Here is a 20,984-nt window from a genome sequence, read left to right as displayed (position 1 = left end):
GAAATCTAATAAAAGGAGGTTGGTTGATTGGAAACGGAACAAACTATACATATTTCAAAAAAGCTAACCTACAAGCGGGCCAGCTGGCTTTTAATCCTCGGTATCATTTGTATTGCAGCTACACTTCGGGCCCCGCTCACTTCTGTCGGCCCGATTATTGCACCGCTTCGTGATGATTTAGGGATTCCAAACGCCGTGGCAGGTTTTGTCACAACAATACCTCTTCTAGCCTTTGCACTCATTTCACCGCTCGTTCCGAAAGTGAGCAGCCGCTTCGGCATGGAAACGACATTATTCTTTTCACTTTGTCTCTTAACGGCTGGTATTTTGCTGCGGTCAGCAGGAAGCATCACATTTCTCTTTACAGGGACATTTTTAATTGGCGTCGCCATCTCATTCGGTAACGTACTGCTGCCGGCTATTCTGAAACTTAGCTTTCCGCTCCAAATCGGATTAATGACAGGAATCTATTCGGTTTCGATGAATATTTCGGCTACGTTCGCTTCAGGGCTGAGTGTGCCGATTTTGGAAAAGACATCGTATGGCTGGCAGGGAGCACTTGGCGTCTGGGCCGTTCTAACAGGGCTTGCAATCCTTATTTGGCTGCCACAATTAAAACGCAGCAAAAACGCAACCACATCCCTCCCGAGTTCAAGGGCGAAACGGCCTGCGTCACTTTGGCGTTCGCCGGTCGCATGGGGGGTTACGCTGTTCATGGGATTGCAGTCCCTCCTGTTTTACACGACTTCGGCATGGTTGCCTGAAGTGCTTAAATCCCAAGGACTTGACGCCGGCCAAGCCGGATGGATGCTGTCTCTTTTGCAAATTGCTCAATTGCCCATGACGTTCATTATCCCAATAGTTGCAGGGAAGTTGAAGGACCAGCGGCTGATCGTAATAATCATCGTGCTGCTCTACTTGATTGGGTACGGTGGAATCCTCTTCGGCGGATCCAGTTTGGTACCGCTATGGATGATCATCACTGGCATTGCCGGCGGCGCATCCTTCGGGCTGGCCATGATGTTTTTCACGCTGCGGACACATACACCGGTGGAAGCGGCAGAGCTGTCAGGCATGGCACAATCTTTCGGGTATTTGCTTGCCGCGATCGGTCCTGTCCTGTTCGGTTCGTTGCATGATATGACGGGCAGTTGGACCGTGTCTTTGATTGTGTTACTTATCGCTTCGTTCATTATCCTCCTTTCCGGGATGAAGGCTGGAAAAAATGGATATGTACAGGCAAATAATTCGAACTAAAAGAGAGCATGGAAGGAATTCCATGCTCCTGTTTTTATTGCAATAATGTAATGACTTCCTCAACAGCTTGTTCGCCAGCTTCTTCCCATCTGCTCTTGTCACGGATTTCCGCGTCTTTATCGATAGGATCTTGGAATTGGTTAAACGTCGCAGTTGTCAGAGAGCTCGCATCCCGGTCCAAGCCGACATTGACGACATGTTTGATAACATATGGGGTTCGGAAAACGATCGATGTATGATACTGATCGAGTTCGCCATGGCTAACATGGAAGGGGATGCGTAAGTAAATCGTCTCGCCGCCCTCTCTCCAGAGGACCGAATCGAAACAGCCGCCGTCGTAATCCCAGCCGCCGCCTAATTTATATCCCAAGTCGCTAATTAATTCCATTGTCGGCCCGAAATGTGCTTGTAGGCCTTCGATGCCAGTGTGCAATTCCAACATGTAAAGTCAGCTCCTTTCTTTACATTTATGGTTTACATCTAACGGCGTGGCTATACTTCCATCGATATACTTACTTCTATATGCAAAAAGCTTGAAACGCCATGAACGTTTCAAGCTTTGCGTTTAGTTGAGCCGATCTTTAAACAATAGTTGATCAGTGGATAAATCAATGATTTTCAAAAAGCGGTCATGTTTCGTGAAGATGCTTTTGTATGTTTTATTCCCATTGGCGTCTTCAAATAAAATGACGCGGTTTCCTTTGTTATCTGTTTCCACGATTCCTTTGTTGGTGTCGAGGTCGATCGTAGATGCAATTGTCTCGTATTCATCATACGAGGCCAATTCGTTGTCTGTCGAGCTTGTCTCGTTGTCTGCAGCTGCATCCTCAGCAGCATCTGAATTCGCTTCATTCGTTGTGTCGCTGTCAGAAGAACTTTCGACAGCAGGATTTTTTGAGGTTTCAGTCTCTTTCTTAGAATCATTCGTGCTGCAAGCCGCTAATAGGAGGATACAAAGCATAGAGGTTACTAATTTTTTCATCGTTGTGCTCCTTTGCATAATAATTTCCCTTACTCCAATCAGAAAAGGGACTCGTCTAGTTTAATTTCCCTAAATGGCCAGGTCAATCAAGTCGCTTTGTCAGAATAAAACAGCAAAAAGGAGCGAATCAGACGTGGAGGTATGCTATGATGAATCAAAATGCAGGGAGAGAAGCCTTCTATGTATGAACAAAAAACGAAAGAAACGGACCAATCGGTCATTGAATTCATTGAGCAAGTAGATAGTCCGAAGAAAAAGCAAGATGCGTATCGGCTGCTTGACCTTTTTCGGGACACAACAGGGTTCGAAGCGAAAATGTGGGGACCGAGCATTATCGGATTTGGCAGCTATCATTACGTGTATGACACCGGCCATGAAGGGGATGCGCCGCTTGTCGGCTTTTCTCCGCGGAAAGCAAAAATCAGCTTGTATTTTGCCACCGGGGATCCGAATAGGGATCAATTGCTTGAGCAATTCGGTAAACATACAGCCGGAAAAGCGTGTGTCTATATTAATAAGGTAGACGATATTGATGAAGAGATCCTGCAAAAATTGATCAGGCAATCAGTTGAATTTTTGCATGACCTTTATCCGGATGACAAATGAAAGAACGGATTGGCAGCCTCGCATCATGGGGCTGCCTATTTTTATGCCAATCAATTCTATCTACTGCCTCCGAGAGGATCTATCGATTTGTACATCATCGGGCCGTTGTATGCATAGACTAATGGAAACCATGCTCCAACTGGGGGGGACATTATGGATATCTTAAACAAGGTGAAACAGGCCCGTGAGGAAGAGGATCAGCTGAAATGGGAAGGGACGTTTGCCGAGTATCTAGACTTGTTGAAAGAACGGAAGGAAGTAGCACAGACGTCACATTCTCGCGTTTATCATATGATTAACAGCTTTGGCACAACGAAAGAGAAAGGGCTCACGAAATATCATTTTTTCGATGATGCGATTTATGGCTTGGATGAAGCGATTGAACGATTAGTGGAGGAATATTTCCATCCTGCTGCTAAACGATTGGACGTCCGAAAACGTATATTATTGTTAATGGGTCCGGTGAGCGGGGGGAAATCGACTATTGTCACGATGCTGAAGCGGGGGCTTGAAGAATACTCGAGGACTGAAGAAGGCGCCGTTTACGCAATTAAAGGCTGTCCGATGCACGAAGATCCGCTCCACCTGATCCCGAACCATCTGCGAGAAGAATTTTATGAGGAATTCGGCATCCGGATCGAGGGAAGTTTATCGCCGCTGAACACCATGCGTCTGGAACAGGAGTACGATGGCAGGATTGAAAATGTCCTAGTCGAAAGAATTTTCTTCTCCGAAGATAAACGGGTCGGTATTGGAACATTCACACCTTCTGACCCTAAATCTCAAGATATTGCCGACTTGACCGGCAGCATCGACTTCTCGACGATTGCGGAGTTCGGTTCTGAATCCGATCCTCGTGCGTACCGATTTGACGGAGAGTTGAATAAAGCGAACCGGGGCATTATGGAGTTCCAAGAAATGCTGAAGCTCGATGAGAAGTTTTTGTGGCATCTGTTATCGCTGACACAGGAAGGGAATTTTAAGGCAGGGCGTTTCGCTTTGATTAGCGCGGATGAAATGATTGTGGCACATACGAATGAGACGGAGTATCGTGCTTTCATTTCCAATAAGAAAAATGAGGCTTTGCATTCCCGGATTATCGTCATCCCGATCCCGTATAACTTAAAGGTCAGCCAGGAAGAGCGGATTTACGAGAAGATGATTCGTGAAAGCGACATGTCACATGTCCATATCGCGCCTCATGCGTTGCGCGTGGCAGCTATTTTTTCGATTTTAACAAGGTTGAAGGCTTCAAAGAAACAAGGAATAGATATTGTTAAAAAAATGCGGTTATACGACGGGGAAAATGTAGAAGGCTTCAATATTAACGATCTGGAAGAGCTGAAAAAAGAATATCCGAATGAAGGCATGGATGGCATCGACCCGCGTTACGTCATCAACCGGATTTCGTCGGCGATTATCCGGAAAGAAGTGCCTTCCATCAATGCACTCGATGTGCTGCGCTCGTTGAAAGATGGGTTTGACCAGCATGCGTCCATTACATCCGAGGCGAAGGAAGCGTATTTGAATTATATTTCCATTGCGAGGAAGGAATACGATGAAATCGCAAAGAAAGAAGTGCAAAAAGCGTTTGTGTATTCGTATGAAGAATCCGCAAAAACGTTAATGGATAATTATTTGGATAACGTGGAAGCGTTCTGCAATAAACATAAGCTCAGAGATCCATTAACCGGGGAAGAAATGAATCCTGACGAGAAATTAATGCGTTCTATCGAAGAACAGATAGGCATCTCTGAAAATGCTAAGCGGGCATTCAGGGAAGAGATATTGATTCGGATCTCCGCTTATGCGAGAAAAGGACAGCGGTTTAATTACCAGTCACATGAACGGCTGCGTGAAGCGATACAGAAAAAGTTGTTTGCCGATTTGAAGGATGTCGTGAAAATTACCACGTCTTCTGCCACACCGGATGAATCCCAGTTGAAAAAGATCAATGAAGTGGTGGCGCGTCTCATCGATGATTATGGATACAATTCCGTGTCTGCCAATGAATTGCTGCGTTATGTAGGCAGCTTATTAAATCGATAAAAATGTTTAAACAAGGCTGTGCAAGGCAGCCTTGTTTTTTGACGTTTTAAATGGTCTGCCAGGCGTTTTTATGGATCATGGACAATCAAGGCAGGATTTTCGTTCTTCTGTTAATTTGGTCAATTACCGGTTTCGTTTTGCATATGATGAAGGAAACAAACGGTCATAAGATGGGGTGAAGATGATATGGACGAAAATCAGAAGAGCTACGTCGTTTCTCAGGAAAACTGGACTCTCCATCGGAAAGGTCATACGGATCAGCAGCGTCATCTGGATAAAGTAAAAGAGGCGATCCGTAATAACTTGCCTGACTTAATCAGCGAGGAAAGCATTATCTTGTCGGATGGCCGCAAAACGGTCAAAATTCCGATCCGTTCATTGGATGAATATAAAATAAGGTACAACCATGAAAAAGGAAAGCACGTCGGTCAAGGGCAAGGTGAGAGCAAGGTCGGAGATGTAGTCGCGAAGGATGGAAAAAAAGGCGGCGCAGGCACTGGCAAGCAGGCGGGCGATCAACCCGGCTCTGATTACTATGAAGCAGAGATTTCAGTGGCGGAATTAGAAGAGGCGCTGTTTTCGGAATTGGAGCTGCCTGCAATGGAGCCGAAGGAGCAGGCGGATGTTACGGTTGATACAATCGTATTTAATGACATCCGAAAGAAGGGTCTTATCGGCAATATTGATAAGAAGCGAACTCTGCTGACAGCGATAAAACGTAATGCCATGAAAGGCAGTGCAGCCATTGCGCCGATTCACCAGGATGACTTGCGTTTTAAGACATGGAATGAAATCCAAAAACCTCATTCCAAGGCAGTCGTTCTCATGATGATGGATACGAGCGCCTCTATGGGCAAGTTTGAGAAATATGTAGCCCGCAGCTTCTTTTTTTGGATGACTCGCTTTTTGCGTACGAAATATGAACAAGTGGAGCTCGAATTCATAGCTCATCATACGGAAGCGAAAGTCGTGACGGAAGAAGAATTCTTTACGAAAGGAGAAGGGGGCGGCACGATCTGTTCCACCGCATACGCAAAAGCACTGCAATTAATCCGCGCGAAGTACCCTCCAGCACGTTATAACATTTATCCTTTTCATTTTTCAGACGGGGAAAATATGTCGTCGGATAACACGAAATGCGTACAGCTCGTTAATGAGCTAATGGAAGTGTCAAACCTATTTGGATACGGAGAAATTAACACCCATAGCAGATATTCCACCCTCATGAATTCTTACGAAAAAATAAATAATCCGAAATTCAATCATTATGTAGTAAAGGAGCAGGCGGATGTCTATTACGCATTGAAGCGCTTTTTCCAGAAAAGGGAGGAGGGGTCCGATTGAAGCCATTTAAGGATTTGGAACGGGCGATAGATGAAATCACGGAGATTGCAACCGGATTCGGACTCGACTTTTACCCAATGCGTTACGAAATCTGTCCAGCTGATATTATCTATACATTTGGCGCCTATGGCATGCCGACAAGGTTTACCCACTGGAGCTTTGGAAAACAATTTCATAAGATGAAGCTGCAATATGATTTAGGACTCAGCCAAATCTATGAGCTCGTCATCAATTCAAATCCTTGCTATGCATTTTTGCTTAATACAAATAGCTTGATTCAAAACAAGCTGATTGTCGCCCATGTTCTCGCCCACTGCGACTTTTTCAAGAATAATATTCATTTTTCGAACACCCGGCGGGATATGGTGGAAAGTATGACGGCGACAGCTGAACGGATCGCACAATATGAAATGGTATACGGAAAAGAAGAAGTCGAGCGTTTTCTCGATGCAGTCCTCGCCATCCAAGAGCATATCGATCCGTCCTTAATGAAAAATATCGATGTGCTGGATGAAGAGGAAGAGGAGAATGAGGTGAAAGTGATCACCCCGTATGATGATCTATGGGCACTCGATCGCCGGACGATCCAACCGAGAGCGAAAAGTCCAAAACGAAAGCGGATACCACCAGCACCCGAAAAAGATCTTCTGTTATTTATCTTGCAATACAGCGATGAGCTGGAGGAGTGGCAGCGGGATATATTGACGATGTTGCGAGAGGAAATGCTCTATTTTTGGCCGCAGCTATCGACAAAAATTATGAACGAGGGCTGGGCCACCTTCTGGCATCAGCGGATAATGAGGGAATTGGATTTAGACTCTGATGAAACGATAGAATTTGCCACCCTGAACGCCAATGTCATCCAGCCGTCGAGAACATCCATCAACCCCTATCATTTAGGATTAAAGATATTTGAGGATATTGAAAAGCGATATAATCACCCGACAGAGGAAATGAAAGAGTTAGGCATCCTGCCTAATTCAGGCCGGGAAAAGATGTTTCAAGTGAGGGAAATGGATTCTGATATCTCCTTTATCCGAAACTTTTTAACAAAGGATTTAATGAAACAGGAAGACCTATATATCTTTCAAAAGAGCGGCAATGAATACAAGATCACAGACAAACAGTATGAAGCCGTTCGAGACCAAATTGTCGCGAACCGTGTGAACGGTGGATTTCCATACATCGTCGTCCAGGATGGTGACTATGTAAGAAATGGAGAGCTCTATTTGGTGCACCGTTATGAAGGATTGGAACTTGATTTTCAATACCTTGAAAACGTCCTTCCCTATATTCATCAGTTATGGGGACGCATTGTCCATCTAGAAACGTATGTCGATGATAAGCAGCTCGTCTTTTCATATGACGGCAAGAAAATACATCGGCGGTATGCGTAAGACGAGATCGATTGCTGACTGAAAGAGGGAACTGACAATATGACTTGGCATGCTTCAAAAAGGTGGCATCTCGTTCATTTCAGACCGAGAGGCTGCCTTTTTGGTTTGTATAAATAGAGCTTGTAACCGAAAAAGTGAACGATAACTTGGCAGAGTGAACGATTCTTGTAGCAGTATGCCCGGCTACTGCTGAAGATTGACCGATATCCGAGCTGAAGCGAGCGAAAACAATTAATCGTGCTGTTCTTCTGTTTATTATGAAAGTATTGTAAACTAGCAATAGATGGAAAGAAAGGGGGCGTGTCGATGATACGGAAAGCTCGGCAGGGAGATGCAGTAGGGATTGCGACTGTGCATGTCGACAGTTGGCGCTCAACATATAAAGGAATTGTTCCGGATTCCTATCTCGAAAGTTTATCGTATGAAGAGCGTGCCGAAATGTGGAAACGGGCGATCGGCGGGAATCCATTATATGTCGCTGAAGATGAAAATGGGAAGATTGTCGGGTTTGCGACAGGTGGAAAAGAAAGATCCGGGAAATATGCTGATTATACCGGCGAACTGTACGCAATTTATTTGCTGGAGGAAGCGCAAGGGAATAAGATGGGCTCCCAACTCGTGGAGGCGATATCAAAAGAGCTGGACCAAATGGGAATTACCTCAATGCTCGTTTGGGTGCTGGAGCAGAATCCTTCAAAGCATTTTTATGAGCGTCTTGGCGGTGATGTAATCGACAGCACAACTATCACGATTGGCGGGGAAGAATTCTTGGAGATTGCATATGGTTGGAAGGATCATCGCATTTTGATGCAGAAAGGGTGAGACGATGCGCTTGCACTGCACCGTCTCTGGTGATGGTAAGGAATCTCTGGTTTTTCTGCATACCGGATTACAAACTGGACAGACGGATTTTTTATTTCAGCAAGACTATTTTAAGGGGCACTACAAAGTCTATGCTCCGGACTTGCGGGGCCACGGAAAATCATTTGTACAAGATGTAGCGTTCTCCACTTACTTTTCCGATAGTGTCACTGATTTAATAGAAACAATGGATAGCTTAGGGATTGAAAAAGTGCATCTGATTGGATGTTCGTTAGGAGCGTTAATCGGATTGAAGTTCGCCAAGATTCATTCAGACCGATTAAGCAGCTTGATTATTTCAGGCATCACATCAACAAGGCCGGATAATTGGAATGTCTTGTGTGAAAAAGATGCAGCCAACCAAGCGGCTATGCTTTTGGACGAGCAGATTGTCCAATACTTTAGTCAGCTGCATCTGTCCGATTGGAAGAAATTCTTAAAGGAATCAATCGAAACGGATTGGTATCCTTTCGAGGAAACTGGCGAGATTCGCTCCATTCAGTGCCCTTCTCTTCTTCTGGTAGGGGAAGACAAAGCGCATGAGGTAATGGGAGTTATCGAATATCCGAAGATGAACGAAAATTTCCATGTAGCGGTTGTTCCTTTTGCCGGCCACCTTGTACACCAAGATCAGCCATTGCTCTACTCAAAAATTGTCGAGAGCTTTTTAAACAAAATAGCTTCAACCTAATCACGAGAGGTGGAAAACTTTTTTATGGATATACCTGTTGGGTTCCAACAAAAAATTATTGGTTGTTTTCGGGAAGAAGGTGAAAAGTGGCTCGCAGCACTACCGGAGAAAGTCGCTCATTATGCGGAACAATGGGGATTGACCATCCAAGTACCGGTTTCTAATTTATCCTATAATTACGTGTTGTTCGTTGAGGATTTACATGGACAGCCTTTCGTCTTGAAACTAGGGGTTCCTAATTTTGATTGTCGGAATGAGATGGATACCGTCCAGCAGTACGACGGCAAGGGGTGTGCGAGATTAGTGAAGGCGGATCGGGAGGAAGGGGTTATGCTTCTCGAAAGACTATCGCCAGGTACGATGCTATCGGATCTTCAAGACGAAGAAGAAGTCCTCCGTATTTTTCTAAATACATGGAAAGCGATACGACGGGAATTGCCGACTGACCGCGAGATTCCAATGATTACAGACTGGGCGGGTTCGTTGACTGCCTATGCTGCCCAGACGGACGGCAAGCAGGAAATTCCGATTGAATTGATTCACAAAGCACAGGAATATATTAATAAAATTATGGAGCAACCCGAGCGGCATGAGCTTCTCCATGGAGATTTGCATCATGAGAATATCCTCTATTCTGAAGAGCTGGGCTGGTTAGCTATCGATCCAAAAGGGGTAGGCGGTGACCCGTGTTTCGATCTCATTTCGTTTATGATCAATCATTTGATGGAGAAAAATAATCCTCGTGCGCTGCTTGAGTACCGCGTGAATCGCATCAGTGAGGAATTGAACCTCGAACGAATCCGGTTGCTGGAAACTGCTGTTGGTTTGTCTACTTTATATGCATGCTGGGCAATAGAAGATCATTCCGATTGGCAGGATACGTATCAATGCGCCGTCTGGTTCAATGAGTTGCTTGAAGAAACAAGGATTAACAATCTATCTTGTTAAAAGAGGAGAGAATGAAGATGAAAGATGAAACTCTATTGTTGATTGATAAAAAAGAAGGGTTGGGCGAAGAATTCAGCAAGCTGGTTTCCATGATGAACTATACAAGGGATACCACGTTAGACGAAGTGCGAGAATTGACAGTGGAAGAACTGGATTATTTATATGACGATGATGCCAATTCGATCGGCATGCTGCTTGCTCATATGGTGTCTGTGGAAAAGGTATATCAAATTTTAACATTTGAAAATCGTGAGTTTACGGAGGAGGATATTCAAATGGTGAATCCCGCAATGGATTTAGGAGCACCAGCCCGTGAACAGATTAAAGGCAATCCAATCGAGTACTACTTAGCCGCCTTGGAAGAAACAAGACAGCACACCATCGAAACATTTAAGAAGTTGCCAGATTCCTGGCTATTTGAACAACAGCCATTTTGGTGGGATCTCCCAGCCAATAACTATTTTAAATGGTTCCATGTCTTTGAGGACGAGCTAAGTCATCGGGGCCAAATCAGAATCATTAAAAAGATGATGAGCAAAGTGAAAAATTAGATTGTCCGCAGCTTGGGCGGGTGAATCAGACATGCACTGCCTGCATACGATATCGTGAGGAGTGATGATTTGGAGCACCCGTCTTTCCGGGGAAGTTACAGGCCCTATGTTTCACCTTTAGATCCGTGTCCACCCATTCTCGTTAAGAAGTTTGTGCTGCCACCCCAGTTGTTCATGAACTTCCAGCCACCCGGCCTTCCGCAATATACACCGGCACAAGCATTGGTCCATGGCTCGCTTTGGCCAGCTTTAGTCGATGGATTTTCACGGGAGGAGGGGATATCGTGAACCCAGCGTTCGAAGAGGAACGGGAAATGATGCTTCAGTTGCAGGAAGCAGATTTTGTAGTGGTTGAATTAACCCTCTACACGAACACGCATCCGGACGATCAGGATGCATTGAATCAGTGGAGAGAAGCGATCAAGCGGGCTTCGATGATCAGGCATCAGTACGAAAGCCGATACGGTCCGCTCTCTCTTGCTTCCATCCCGACCGAACAGGCGATTGAGGCAGGCTGGCGTTGGAATCAGCCGCCGTGGCCATGGCAAAGGTGAAGAAAGGGGACCGATATGTGGGTTTATGAGAAAAAGCTGCTCTATCCAGTGAAAGTGGACACATGCAATCCTAGACTTGCGAAGTATCTGGTAGAACAATATGGCGGGGCGGATGGAGAACTCGCTGCAGCACTCCGGTATATGAATCAGCGGTATACAGTTCCAGATAAGGTGATCGGGGTGTTAAATGACATTGCTACCGAGGAGTTCTCTCATCTTGAGATGATTGCGACGATGATTTACAAACTGACAAAAGATGCGACCCCGGAACAATTGGAAGAGGCCGGGCTCGGCGCGCATTTTGTCAGTCATGGAAACGCGTTATTTTATGAGAATGCCGGAGGTGTCCCTTTCACTGCCACATATATCCAGGCCAAAGGAGATCCAATAGCGGACCTCTATGAAGATATCGCAGCAGAAGAGAAAGCGAGAGCAACTTATCAATGGATCATCGACGTATCAGATGATACTTCGCTGAACGACTCGCTGCGTTTTTTGCGGGAGCGGGAAAATGTACATTCACTGCGTTTTAGAGAATCGGTTGAAATCTTGAAAGAAGAACGGGACCGGAAGAAGTTTTTCTAAGTGGCCAGCCATAGATGAATAAGTGCGTAGTGTGTAGACAATGCTATCAATTGTCTGCACGTTTTTTAAATAGACTGAGATTCCCAAACTAAACTAGTCCTATCGTATTGCTAGTTGTGGAGTTTATATATTTCTTTTTATAGGGTCTACAACGCAGAGATAGTTACTAAAATACTAGTTTGTTAGATAATAACATAATAAATTGGAAGATTGTGATACAATAATTTCAGCCAATTTATAGAGACCGGCTAGATGTTCTAGATATATTAATATTTCAATTCTACGTAGTGTCATAGGCAGACAGTTAAGAGCTGCTACTACACAGTAAAGGGGTGTGACTATTGTCCAAGGATTTGGATGGAATTCAAAAAAGAATGTCTGAATTGGAGCAGGAATTACTGCACTTAAAAAAGGAATTGGCTGAGAAGGAAAGCAGTCAACCAGCAGAACCAGTGGAACCAACGGAACCAACGGAACCAGTTGAACCAGAAAGAGTAGATTCGGCAGAGCCAGTAGAAATGGTAGAGCCTACAGATCCAGTAGAACCAGCAGAGCCAGCAGAAGTGGTAGAACCAGAGGAACCAGTAAAACCATTAGAGTCAGCGGAACCAGAAGAACGGGTAGAACCAATAGAACCAGAAGAAAGAGTAGAATCAGCAGAACCAGTAAACATCATGCATACCGAACCATCAGTTCCGTTGGAGACATATGAAGAAAGCGGTGAACCGGTTTCTGAAGAGATCCATCAGGAAACTGTGCGATCAGGACAAGAAGGGCTGGCGGGATTGTCTGCAATTCCACCACGTAGCGTTTCGTCAACGAAAATGCAATCGCCTGAAATGCTCATGCAGTCACAGGCGCAACAAGCTGAAAAGCCGGAGAAGGCGGATTTTAATTTAGAAAGAATGCTCGGCCTTTGGCTGCCAAGAGTATTTATGTTCATCTTGCTGCTAGGTGTCCTGTGGGGACTGAAAGTTGCGTTTGATAATGGCTGGATAACAGATTGGGTGCGCATTCTGCTTGGTTATGCCGGAACAGCACTTCTCTATTATGCAGGAATGAGAAATATTAAGAACTCCCGTGCTCCGTTTGGGCTGACATTATTAGGCGGTTTTATCGCACTCGGCATATTAACTACATTTGCTGCGCATCATCTCTATGGGTATTTTCCATACATCGTGGCATTCCTGATTGCTGTCGCCTATATTGCTGCGGGTCTTTGGTTATCTAGCCGACTCAGATCCGAAACGCTGACGGTATTCTCTGCCATCGCGGGTTTTCTTCTTCCTTTCCTATTAGAGGACACGAATGCCAGCACGATTCAGTTCGCCATCTATCTGTTGTTGTTATTCATGTCATTGTTCTATATTTCCTTGAAGCAGGGGCATACGTATTCCTTCTATGTCTCATTTAGTTTGTACCACCTGACGCTCGTCATCTTTACGGTCATGAATATCTTCTTTGTCGACAAGAATATCATCGTGCTCTCCGTCTTAGTTCAACACATTGTTTTGCTTGTGTCGTACTTGAGAGGGCTCAGCAAAAAAGCAGTCTCTAGTGAAATTATGCTCTATGCCAATGCGGCCGTTATGTTATTTTGGGTCGCTATTTTAGAGTATGAAATGCGTTTGGCTGTATATGGATTCCTAGTTGCACTCTACGGCATACTTGCGACAATCGCTTACAAAAAGGGCGAAAAACTTGGAATGAGCATCTTTACTGCGATTTCGATTGTGGCAGCGAGCGTGTTGGTTCTTTCATGCCGTTTGGATGAGCCACTCATTCAATTGACGCTGATGCTTGTTATTGCAACGCTCGGACTTTGGCTTGGTATCCGTTTCGATACGATCCGTTTGATGATCATCGGAGCTTTTGCTTATAGTATCGTGGCGCTGGCGATTTTAACCGTAATCCATATTGATTCTTTCGTATCCATCGAAAATCTCATTTGGGCCATATTCATCTATACGATCGTATTGATTTTTTATTCATTGACTCAGAATGTACCTTCTATCTTGAAAGGACAAGAAAAGCTGGTCAACATCAGTTTCATTGCAGGACAGCTGGTGTTACTCATCTATGTCGGTTATATGGCCAACTTGCTGATCACTGCATTTGATTTGAATATGGTAACCAGCATGCATGTCTTTTTCTTCGCCTTTTTAATCGCAATGGTTATCACTTTCAGTTTTGTTAAGTGGCATCGCGGAATTTATTTGGCGCATGCTGCAGTCATTGAATTTCTCGTTTTGGGTCTGTTTGTCTTGTTATTTAACTTGACGAATTTCTCAAATACTGATGGATTGTGGTTGAATCTGTTTGTCCAGATTGTCTATGTCATTTGCTTATCTTATCTATTCTGGACGATCTTAAAAGGGAAATTTTATTTCAAGCCCGAGCGATTCATAAAAGTGATTCCGGCATTGGCTGTCACTATGCAAGTCTTGTATTTTATCTTTTTGAATAAATGGTACTTAACGATTGCGTTCGGCTACGAGTGGGAATGGGAATACATCCTTTTTGTTCATACATTCCTGTTAATGGCTTTTGCGTTCATTTCCTTCAGCATCGGAAAAGTCATGAATTGGAAGGTTGTCAAAATTCTCGCGGCAATCTTAGTCGGGTTTAGCCTGCTCAAATTATTCATCGTTGATATGGCAAGCATTTCACTCTTTATTCGTGCGATTTTGTTCATTGTCGTAGGTATTGTTGGCTTGCTTTACTCAAGAACCTTATTGAAGGATGAGTCGACAACACCATAAACAAGATGCGCAGACTGATTAAACCATATGTTTTAACAGTGAAATAGTTAGATAAAAACCAAGAAAAAGCGCTCAAATTTGATGGAGGGCATTGAAAAAGTTCTATTAGGAATATCCAAGCGAGATTGGAAACGACTTATCGTTTTTCTTTTCTCGCTTTTTTTGTCTTGGAATCCGTGGATTTCCGTTCCAGGCAGACGCCGCGTTCCGCGGGCACGGCTTCAATCTCCTCGTCACTGCCTTCCTGCGGGGCTTTCAGCTCGCGCTGTTCCTGCTGGGGTCGCTGCCTTGCACTCCAATCCACTACTTATATCCACTCATCTAATTGTTCTTTACCTCTCAAAAAATTGACACTTTTCCTGTATATTCAAATAAGATAAATGTAGGTTGTGCACCCAATGGATTCCGCTTTTTTCGACGAAATAAACACCAATTAATTTGCCAAGGCATTTTTAAGGTTTTGAGTATTTTCCCAATCTAATCTGCCGTAGCCTTCACTTTCCTTATTGCTGATAATGGTAGCTGTTTTAACCTCAAACCAAACTCGATATTCATAAAGTCTCTCCGGCATGTTTTTATCGAAAGCATAAAACAACGTAACTACTAAATCTTGTTCCCTTGCCATTTCCACTTGTACATTGGGTTCCCACTTTACATTTTCTAACGATTTTTTAATCGTATCTAATTTTGAGGGATCGGTGATTGTCACTATATCCGCAGAATTCTCATTAACCTTCACTTCTTGAATTTCAGCTCTAGTTAATTCTCCTTCTTCTTCAAGTACTTCTTGGTTTTCGCTATTTGGTGATTTTCCTCCTATTTCAGAGCAAGCTGCAAGTGTTATTCCGATAGCTAAAAATAATACTAATCCTATAATTTTGCTCATATCTAACTCCTCCTCGATCGTTCTTTTAAAACCATTTACGTGTTGATTTTTCATCTTTGAGAGAATTAACAACGGAATGAAAAACAGAGAAGCTGCAGCTAATTCATTGCTAAACAGTGTCAAGATGTTGATGCAATAACAAACCCAGGGACTGCAATTCCTATGTGAAATTGATCCCCGGTCGTTGTGTTTATTAGTGTTTACTCAAAATCCCTTACTAGCGACATGCAGCTCTACTCATTTTATAAGCAAGATAAAATGAAATGTCACATCTCCCTGATCCCAGTTGGCGTGAACGGAATATCCATACGTACCAGATTTAGAGGGAGTGGAAAACGAGGTCTGCTCTGTTACCGTCTCGTGTTCAAGATCATTCACCCATTCAACTGAAAAAGAGGATGGCGCTTCAGAAAAGAGTAGTTCGAACTCGCTCACTGGTTCTGCGTCGATGGGGGGAGCGCTAGTTCCATAATCAAACGGATTGCCAGAGGCATCGGTGCATTCGGATTGATTTCCGGTCGTCCAGCAATAACCTCCCCTAGCGGTGGAAAAAGTCTCTTCTCCGATTCGCACCTTCATAGTGGGGAGCTGATTCGCTTGAGTTTGAACTGGTTTGGTTTGCTGGCAGCCAAACAGCATGAGCGTGAGTAGAAAAGCTATGAGGATGTAGATTTTTCTTGTCATCATGACACCACCTTTTGTTCATTAGACACTATTGCCAAAAGAAAGTTACAGAGGATGCAGGATTGAGAAGAATTAAAGTGTGAATCCATTTGACATGGGGAATCGTATATATACATAACAAGCAAAGAAAAAGGTGATTAGAATGAAGGACTGGCTCACAGATGAAGAGTTCGATCAACTATTCAAAGAAAAATCAGAGGAAATTAATGATCAATTGGAGAGGGAAGTGCTCATCGCATTAATAGGTGATGTCAATGCAGGGAAGTCCTCGACAATTAATCGGCTGATGGGCGCTGAAGTGGCACAAGTTGGTGCGAAGCCCGGTGAAACTCAAGAGATCAAAAAGTTTGTCTTCAGGGAGAAGATTATTTTTGTAGATACGCCAGGTCTAGATGATATTTATAGCGAACATTCTGCTGAAACGATGAAGTTTTATAAAGAGGCGGATGTCATCTTGTTTTTCCTCAACGCAGCGGGCACAGTTTTGTCTGAAACAGAGCTTGCCTCTTTGAAGAAAATCGCTAAAGTGAACAAGGATATCATCCTAGTTCTCAATAAAATCGACGCAGCAGACGACATTCCCACACTCGTCAACTATATTAAACAGCATACAGATTTCGACTATGTCGTTACACCGATTTCCTCTCGTACCGGTGAAAATATCGGCTTGCTGCAAAAAGAAGTGCTGGACATATTGGAGTCAAAAAAAAAGGACATTCTGATGGCCTCTAACATGGCTGATAAATCCGCAGTCGCCAATCGGTGGATATTGGGGGCCGGGGCTTCCGCAGCGACCATTGGAGCGGTTCCGATCCCCGGATCGGATTTTGTCCCACTTACAGCGCTGCAAGTGAGCCTCATGCTCAAGCTCTCCACCTTGTATGGAAAGCCAATATCGAAGGATAATGCCAAGGAATTGATTATCGCGACGATCGTCGGGAACATTGGGAAGACGGTATTCCGTCAGATTGTCAAAATCATTCCCGGAGCAGGTATGGTAGCTGGAGCCAGCGTGGCAGGTGCCATGACCATTGCGTTAGGACAAGCAGTCAAATATGCGCATGAAAACGAAATCGAACTGACACCCAAATCATTGACACCGATTTACCAGAGGTTTTTGAAACGGGCCAAAAAAAAAGAAAAGTGAATGATTTATTAGTAACCAACATCAGAATAGTGGTGTTGGTTTTTTTAATGAATAAAAAATAAAATAACTTAATGTTTTCATATAGTTCATTATGATTCGAATAAAAAGGAATGTTTATATGACAAGCCTCATAGACTTACTGCTAGATTATAAGTTTTTAAGTAATACCAAATTTTACCCCTATCTTTTTTGTGAAATAAGATTAATAATGTTTAACGAGGGTATATGAAAGATGGGAGTAATTGCCCTTACTAGATTCATCATCATGAGGAGGAAGTTATTAAATGAACAACCAACCTAAAAAGTATCGTAATTTCATAGCTGGTGCTGCTTCCGCGGCATTGATCGCATCTGCTGTAGCACCTGTCGTTGCAAGTGCTGCAGACAAAAGCTTTCCGGACATCAAAGGAAACACTCATGAAGAAGCTATTAATGCGCTTGTAGCACAAGGAATCATCGGCGGTTACCCTGATGGAACATTTAAAGCCAATAAAACATTGACTCGTTCAGACGTAGTTAAAATGATGGGTAAATGGCTTGAAAAAATGGGCTATGAAGTTCCAAAAGATTACAAGACAAACATGCGCTTCAAAGATTTGACGCCTAAAACAAACGATGAGCTTTTGAAATCAGCAGCTCTAGTCAAGGACTATGGCGTTTTCGGTGGCTATGAAGACGGTACACTAGGTGCAGGTAAAAATATCACGCGTGAAAACATGGCAGTTGTTTTGGTACGTGCATATGATGCAGTTTATAAAACTGACCTAGTATCACTTGTAAAAGAAAAAGAGTTTAACAAAGACGTTACGGATCTAGCTAAAGCAAAAGCGGAAGCCCGTCCATATATCGATGTTCTTGATTACTTTGATATCACGAACCCGAAAGCACCAGAATTCAACCCTAAAAACACAACAACTCGCGGCCAATTTGCAACATTCCTCTACAAAACTTCTACATTGGAAGTAGTAGCAGATGAAGACAAAGAAGCTCCGAAACTAGCATACAACGGTGAAAAAACACTTAACGTCGAATACGGCGCAGCATTCACAGCACCAACAGTAACAGCAACTGACAACGTTGACGAAAAAGTTGAAGTCACTTCTGTTATCACAAACGAAGCAGGCGAACGCCTCACAGCGATCGACACAAAAGTACCTGGCACTTACAAAGTGACATACAGCGCTATCGACAAAGCAGGCAACAATGCTGAAGAGCTAGTAGTTACTGTAGTAGTTGGAGAGAATCCTGAACTTGAAGTAGTTTCAGTAGCGGCTATCAATGCCACTCAAGTTCAAGTGAAGTTTAATAATGCAGTAGACAAGTCATCTTTATTCGAGACAAATGGTGACTTCAAAACTGCTAATCTTTCTCTAACTTCAATTGATGGCGGTGCAAATCCAACTATTTCTTCTGCAACTCTTTCAGAAGATGGAAAGACTCTTCTTCTAACATTGGATCAACCAGTTTCTAAGCGTTATAAAGTTGTAATTGAAAACGTTAAATCGAAATCTGGCGTTGCTTTGAAGAAATATGACGAGATCGTTGATTTCGCAGCTGACAAGACTGCTCCATTTGTAGTTGGCACAGAGCAAATTTCAGCAACAAAAGTGAAAATCAAGTTCTCTGAACCTATGAAAGCTGCAGACGGTACGTTAGAATACGCAGATGGTAAAACTGTAACAGGTGCAACTGCTAAACTAACAGCAGGCGCAACTGAAGTAATTGTTGATCTATCTGATGCAGGCGTTGAAGTAAATAAAACAATCAACGTTAAATTCATCGGTTTACAAGACATGGCTGGTAATATCATCGCACCTAATCCAACTGTTGTACAAATTGTGAAACAACAACCGGACGGCGTAAAACCATCCGTATCTTCTGTTGTACAAACTGGAGCAAAAACATTCAATGTTACATTTACAAAGGAACTTGATTCTTTAGATAAATCCCTTGTAACTGTCTCTGGTGGTTATACTGTTCAATCTGTCGACAAGGTTTCTGGAACAGAGTACAAAGTAACAGTTGACACTAATCTTACTGGTGTTCAAAATGTAAACGTTGCAGCTGGCTATAAAGATTTAAGCGGCCAAGCAGGCGAAGCGATTACGAAAGTAGTAACATTCAAAGAAGACACGGCTGTACCTCAAGTAGTTGGTACTTCAGTAGTCTCTGAAAATGGTAAAGAATATCTGGAAATCACTTTTGATAAGGATGTAACACTATCCGGAAGCCCAACAGTGACTGCAAAAGGTTCTTATGTTTCATCTAACGTAACACATGACATCACGGGACAAGCTGTTGCATTAGAATCAACAAAAAACACTAAAGCAGTTCGTGTGGAACTATCCAAGCTTCTTGGAACAGATGATGTTAAAAATGCATCTTACAATGTTGCACTAACATTTGCAGGAGTGGCAAGCCAAGCAGGCGTCTCTGTAGATAAAGCTAATAACATCAAGTTCAACCGTGGTGAAGACAGTGCAACAACAACTGAGAAAATCAAAGTTACAGACAATGGAATTGTTCAATCAGCTACAGATAACAACATTGTAACCGTAACATTTGATAAAAATGTTGATGCAGCTACTGCAACAACAGCATCGAACTATAAAATTGATGGAGCAACTGTCGAATCAGCGACTGTCAAATCTACTAATTTGAAGCAAGTTGAATTGAAATTAGCTCCAGGTTCCGCTAACTTCTCTGGGTTGCGCAACGTAACAATTCAAAACATCAAGGCACAAAATTCAACAGTTGCAATGGATGTTTATCAAGGTTCGATTACTTTGAATGAAAACGTAGCACCAACAGTTCAATCAGCTGTATTGACTGGTAATGACACGATTACATTAACATTCAGCGAAAATGTGACTGTTGATGAAAATGCATTTGAAGTATTCGTTGGCAATGACAAAAATCCGCTTGCAGGTGTAACTGTTGCAGCAGTTAACACAGCTGCCAAAACAGCAGTTATCAAATTGGGTACACCTGTTACTGACGAACAACTCAGCTCAGGCTTGACTGTAAAGCTAGCTGATACTAAAAATGTATTGGATACTGTAAAGAATCCACTTCAACTTACAAGCATTAAAGTATCACGATAATTTTTAGAAATCTCCCCTTGATCTATTTGATCAAGGGGTTTTTCAATAGTATGCAACGTGGGAAGAGCATGAAAAGAAAAAAAACACATGCACATCCAACCTATTCCAATTCTCCTCCCTTTGTGATTAAATAAAAGTAACGTACTGATACAATAGGCTTACAAGTATGAGGGAATTGGAAGGGGTATAGTAATGAATTCACATACAATCGAGCAGGTGACGGATGATCACGTTGTGAAGGCGCTGGAACGGAATTTGGCTATAATCCGCTTTGATTTAAATCGTAAAATTGTGTATGTCAATGAAAACTTTGCGAATGCAATGGGGTTTACTCAAGATGAGATGATTGGTTTACCTCATGAGGACTTATGTTTTACGGAATTCGCCAGAAGCAGGGAGTACTCTGAATTTTGGAGAGAGTTAACTAGGGGGATTACCAAACAGGCGAAGGTGGAGCGAAAGCATAAAGACGGTCATAAAGTATGGCTGGAAGCTACCTATATGCCGGTATTCAGTGAGGATGGACGACGGGTGATCAGCATTTCCAAAGTTGCTTCCAATATTACCGATCGGCAG

The 20,984-nt window shown here is 43.2% G+C and carries 20 protein-coding genes and 1 pseudogene; 16 read left to right on the top strand and 5 right to left on the bottom strand.

The genetic code is table 11. From position 1 onward, the window contains the following. Positions 1 to 27: 27 nt before the first annotated feature. Positions 28 to 1,257: a CynX/NimT family MFS transporter gene (locus L7D49_RS06315; RefSeq protein ID WP_238079999.1), complete on the top strand. Its 1,230-nt coding sequence runs from the start codon at positions 28 to 30 to the stop codon at positions 1,255 to 1,257. A gap of 34 nt (positions 1,258 to 1,291) precedes the next feature. On the opposite strand, the gene L7D49_RS06310 is transcribed toward L7D49_RS06315, so the two are convergent. Together L7D49_RS06310 and L7D49_RS06305 are read right to left on the bottom strand one after the other, a co-directional pair. Then, a complete protein-coding gene (locus tag L7D49_RS06310; RefSeq protein WP_238079998.1) occupies positions 1,292 to 1,699 on the bottom strand; it encodes a YugN family protein in 408 nt (135 codons plus the stop codon). 123 nt (positions 1,700 to 1,822) lie between these two features. Next, positions 1,823 to 2,239 carry a hypothetical protein gene (locus tag L7D49_RS06305; RefSeq protein WP_238079997.1) on the bottom strand — a complete coding sequence of 139 codons (417 nt, stop codon included), beginning with the start codon at positions 2,237 to 2,239 and terminating at the stop codon, positions 1,823 to 1,825. A 180-nt stretch (positions 2,240 to 2,419) separates the two neighbouring features. Between L7D49_RS06305 and L7D49_RS06300 the strand changes: the two genes are divergently transcribed. The 12 genes from L7D49_RS06300 (at position 2,420) to L7D49_RS06245 (ending at position 14,587) form a co-directional block, all read left to right on the top strand. Continuing rightward, positions 2,420 to 2,845, top strand: a complete 426-nt coding sequence (locus tag L7D49_RS06300; RefSeq protein ID WP_238079996.1) for a DUF1801 domain-containing protein — start codon at positions 2,420 to 2,422, stop codon at positions 2,843 to 2,845. A gap of 153 nt (positions 2,846 to 2,998) precedes the next feature. Then, positions 2,999 to 4,894 carry a PrkA family serine protein kinase gene (locus tag L7D49_RS06295; protein ID WP_238079995.1) on the top strand — a complete coding sequence of 632 codons (1,896 nt, stop codon included), beginning with the start codon at positions 2,999 to 3,001 and terminating at the stop codon, positions 4,892 to 4,894. A gap of 186 nt (positions 4,895 to 5,080) precedes the next feature. Then, on the top strand, positions 5,081 to 6,238 hold the full coding sequence (yhbH, locus tag L7D49_RS06290; protein ID WP_238079994.1) for a sporulation protein YhbH: 1,158 nt from the start codon (positions 5,081 to 5,083) through the stop codon (positions 6,236 to 6,238). Then, a complete protein-coding gene (locus L7D49_RS06285) occupies positions 6,235 to 7,635 on the top strand; it encodes a SpoVR family protein (protein WP_238079993.1) in 1,401 nt (466 codons plus the stop codon). The genes yhbH and L7D49_RS06285 overlap by 4 nt, the downstream gene beginning before the upstream one ends. A 306-nt stretch (positions 7,636 to 7,941) precedes the next feature. Continuing rightward, positions 7,942 to 8,457: a GNAT family N-acetyltransferase gene (locus L7D49_RS06280; protein ID WP_238079992.1), complete on the top strand. Its 516-nt coding sequence runs from the start codon at positions 7,942 to 7,944 to the stop codon at positions 8,455 to 8,457. Between the two features lie 4 nt (positions 8,458 to 8,461). Then, positions 8,462 to 9,187: an alpha/beta fold hydrolase gene (locus tag L7D49_RS06275; protein WP_238079991.1), complete on the top strand. Its 726-nt coding sequence runs from the start codon at positions 8,462 to 8,464 to the stop codon at positions 9,185 to 9,187. A gap of 24 nt (positions 9,188 to 9,211) precedes the next feature. After that, a complete protein-coding gene (locus tag L7D49_RS06270; protein ID WP_238079990.1) occupies positions 9,212 to 10,135 on the top strand; it encodes an aminoglycoside phosphotransferase family protein in 924 nt (307 codons plus the stop codon). A gap of 17 nt (positions 10,136 to 10,152) precedes the next feature. Beyond that, positions 10,153 to 10,686: a DinB family protein gene (locus L7D49_RS06265; protein ID WP_238079989.1), complete on the top strand. Its 534-nt coding sequence runs from the start codon at positions 10,153 to 10,155 to the stop codon at positions 10,684 to 10,686. 69 nt (positions 10,687 to 10,755) lie between these two features. Beyond that, complete coding sequence (locus tag L7D49_RS06260) at positions 10,756 to 10,974, top strand: spore coat associated protein CotJA (RefSeq protein ID WP_238079988.1); 219 nt, start codon at positions 10,756 to 10,758, stop codon at positions 10,972 to 10,974. Further along, entirely contained in the window at positions 10,971 to 11,240 is a 270-nt protein-coding gene (locus L7D49_RS06255; protein WP_238079987.1) for a spore coat protein CotJB, read from the top strand. The genes L7D49_RS06260 and L7D49_RS06255 overlap by 4 nt, the downstream gene beginning before the upstream one ends. A gap of 15 nt (positions 11,241 to 11,255) precedes the next feature. Then, the gene (locus tag L7D49_RS06250) at positions 11,256 to 11,825 is read left to right on the top strand and encodes a manganese catalase family protein (protein ID WP_238079986.1); all 570 of its coding nucleotides are present in this window, start codon (positions 11,256 to 11,258) and stop codon (positions 11,823 to 11,825) included. 341 nt (positions 11,826 to 12,166) lie between these two features. Beyond that, positions 12,167 to 14,587 (top strand): DUF2339 domain-containing protein, encoded by a 2,421-nt coding sequence (locus L7D49_RS06245; protein WP_238079985.1) that lies wholly within the window; start codon positions 12,167 to 12,169, stop codon positions 14,585 to 14,587. 136 nt (positions 14,588 to 14,723) lie between these two features. Here the strand turns inward: L7D49_RS06245 and L7D49_RS06240 are convergent, their stop codons facing one another. The 3 genes from L7D49_RS06240 to L7D49_RS06230 all read right to left on the bottom strand — a co-directional run bounded on the left by L7D49_RS06240 (position 14,724) and on the right by L7D49_RS06230 (position 16,157). After that, positions 14,724 to 14,891: a hypothetical protein gene (locus L7D49_RS06240; protein WP_238079984.1), complete on the bottom strand. Its 168-nt coding sequence runs from the start codon at positions 14,889 to 14,891 to the stop codon at positions 14,724 to 14,726. A gap of 129 nt (positions 14,892 to 15,020) precedes the next feature. Further along, the gene (locus tag L7D49_RS06235) at positions 15,021 to 15,473 is read right to left on the bottom strand and encodes a hypothetical protein (RefSeq protein ID WP_238079983.1); all 453 of its coding nucleotides are present in this window, start codon (positions 15,471 to 15,473) and stop codon (positions 15,021 to 15,023) included. Between the two features lie 237 nt (positions 15,474 to 15,710). Continuing rightward, complete coding sequence (locus L7D49_RS06230; protein WP_238079982.1) at positions 15,711 to 16,157, bottom strand: intracellular growth attenuator family protein; 447 nt, start codon at positions 16,155 to 16,157, stop codon at positions 15,711 to 15,713. 142 nt (positions 16,158 to 16,299) lie between these two features. On the opposite strand from L7D49_RS06230, the gene L7D49_RS06225 reads away from it, so the two are divergent. The 3 genes and pseudogenes from L7D49_RS06225 to L7D49_RS20415 form a co-directional block, all read left to right on the top strand. Next, positions 16,300 to 17,304: a YcjF family protein gene (locus L7D49_RS06225; protein WP_238079981.1), complete on the top strand. Its 1,005-nt coding sequence runs from the start codon at positions 16,300 to 16,302 to the stop codon at positions 17,302 to 17,304. Positions 17,305 to 17,588: 284 nt separating this feature from the next. Next, entirely contained in the window at positions 17,589 to 20,408 is a 2,820-nt protein-coding gene (locus tag L7D49_RS06220) for an S-layer homology domain-containing protein (RefSeq protein WP_238079980.1), read from the top strand. A 192-nt stretch (positions 20,409 to 20,600) separates the two neighbouring features. Further along, positions 20,601 to 20,975: pseudogene (locus L7D49_RS20415) on the top strand (PAS domain S-box protein); the annotation flags it as partial. Positions 20,976 to 20,984: the final 9 nt, after the last annotated feature.

This window comes from Sporosarcina cyprini (genome assembly GCF_022048975.1).
Classification (GTDB): domain Bacteria; phylum Bacillota; class Bacilli; order Bacillales_A; family Planococcaceae; genus Sporosarcina; species Sporosarcina cyprini.
Note: the sequence above shows the minus strand (reverse complement) of the source record. Positions and strands in the feature narration are given on the sequence as shown.

Bases quoted from the DNA above. Each gene is read 5' to 3' on its own strand.
- L7D49_RS06310 (WP_238079998.1), bottom strand. From the start codon at position 1,699: ATGTTGGAATTGCACACTGGCATCGAAGGCCTACAAGCACATTTCGGG.
- L7D49_RS06305 (WP_238079997.1), bottom strand. From the start codon at position 2,239: ATGAAAAAATTAGTAACCTCTATGCTTTGTATCCTCCTATTAGCGGCT.
- L7D49_RS06300 (WP_238079996.1), top strand. From the start codon at position 2,420: ATGTATGAACAAAAAACGAAAGAAACGGACCAATCGGTCATTGAATTC.
- L7D49_RS06295 (WP_238079995.1), top strand. From the start codon at position 2,999: ATGGATATCTTAAACAAGGTGAAACAGGCCCGTGAGGAAGAGGATCAG.
- yhbH (WP_238079994.1), top strand. From the start codon at position 5,081: ATGGACGAAAATCAGAAGAGCTACGTCGTTTCTCAGGAAAACTGGACT.
- L7D49_RS06280 (WP_238079992.1), top strand. From the start codon at position 7,942: ATGATACGGAAAGCTCGGCAGGGAGATGCAGTAGGGATTGCGACTGTG.
- L7D49_RS06275 (WP_238079991.1), top strand. From the start codon at position 8,462: ATGCGCTTGCACTGCACCGTCTCTGGTGATGGTAAGGAATCTCTGGTT.
- L7D49_RS06270 (WP_238079990.1), top strand. From the start codon at position 9,212: ATGGATATACCTGTTGGGTTCCAACAAAAAATTATTGGTTGTTTTCGG.
- L7D49_RS06265 (WP_238079989.1), top strand. From the start codon at position 10,153: ATGAAAGATGAAACTCTATTGTTGATTGATAAAAAAGAAGGGTTGGGC.
- L7D49_RS06250 (WP_238079986.1), top strand. From the start codon at position 11,256: ATGTGGGTTTATGAGAAAAAGCTGCTCTATCCAGTGAAAGTGGACACA.
- L7D49_RS06235 (WP_238079983.1), bottom strand. From the start codon at position 15,473: ATGAGCAAAATTATAGGATTAGTATTATTTTTAGCTATCGGAATAACA.
- L7D49_RS06230 (WP_238079982.1), bottom strand. From the start codon at position 16,157: ATGACAAGAAAAATCTACATCCTCATAGCTTTTCTACTCACGCTCATG.
- L7D49_RS06225 (WP_238079981.1), top strand. From the start codon at position 16,300: ATGAAGGACTGGCTCACAGATGAAGAGTTCGATCAACTATTCAAAGAA.
- L7D49_RS06220 (WP_238079980.1), top strand. From the start codon at position 17,589: ATGAACAACCAACCTAAAAAGTATCGTAATTTCATAGCTGGTGCTGCT.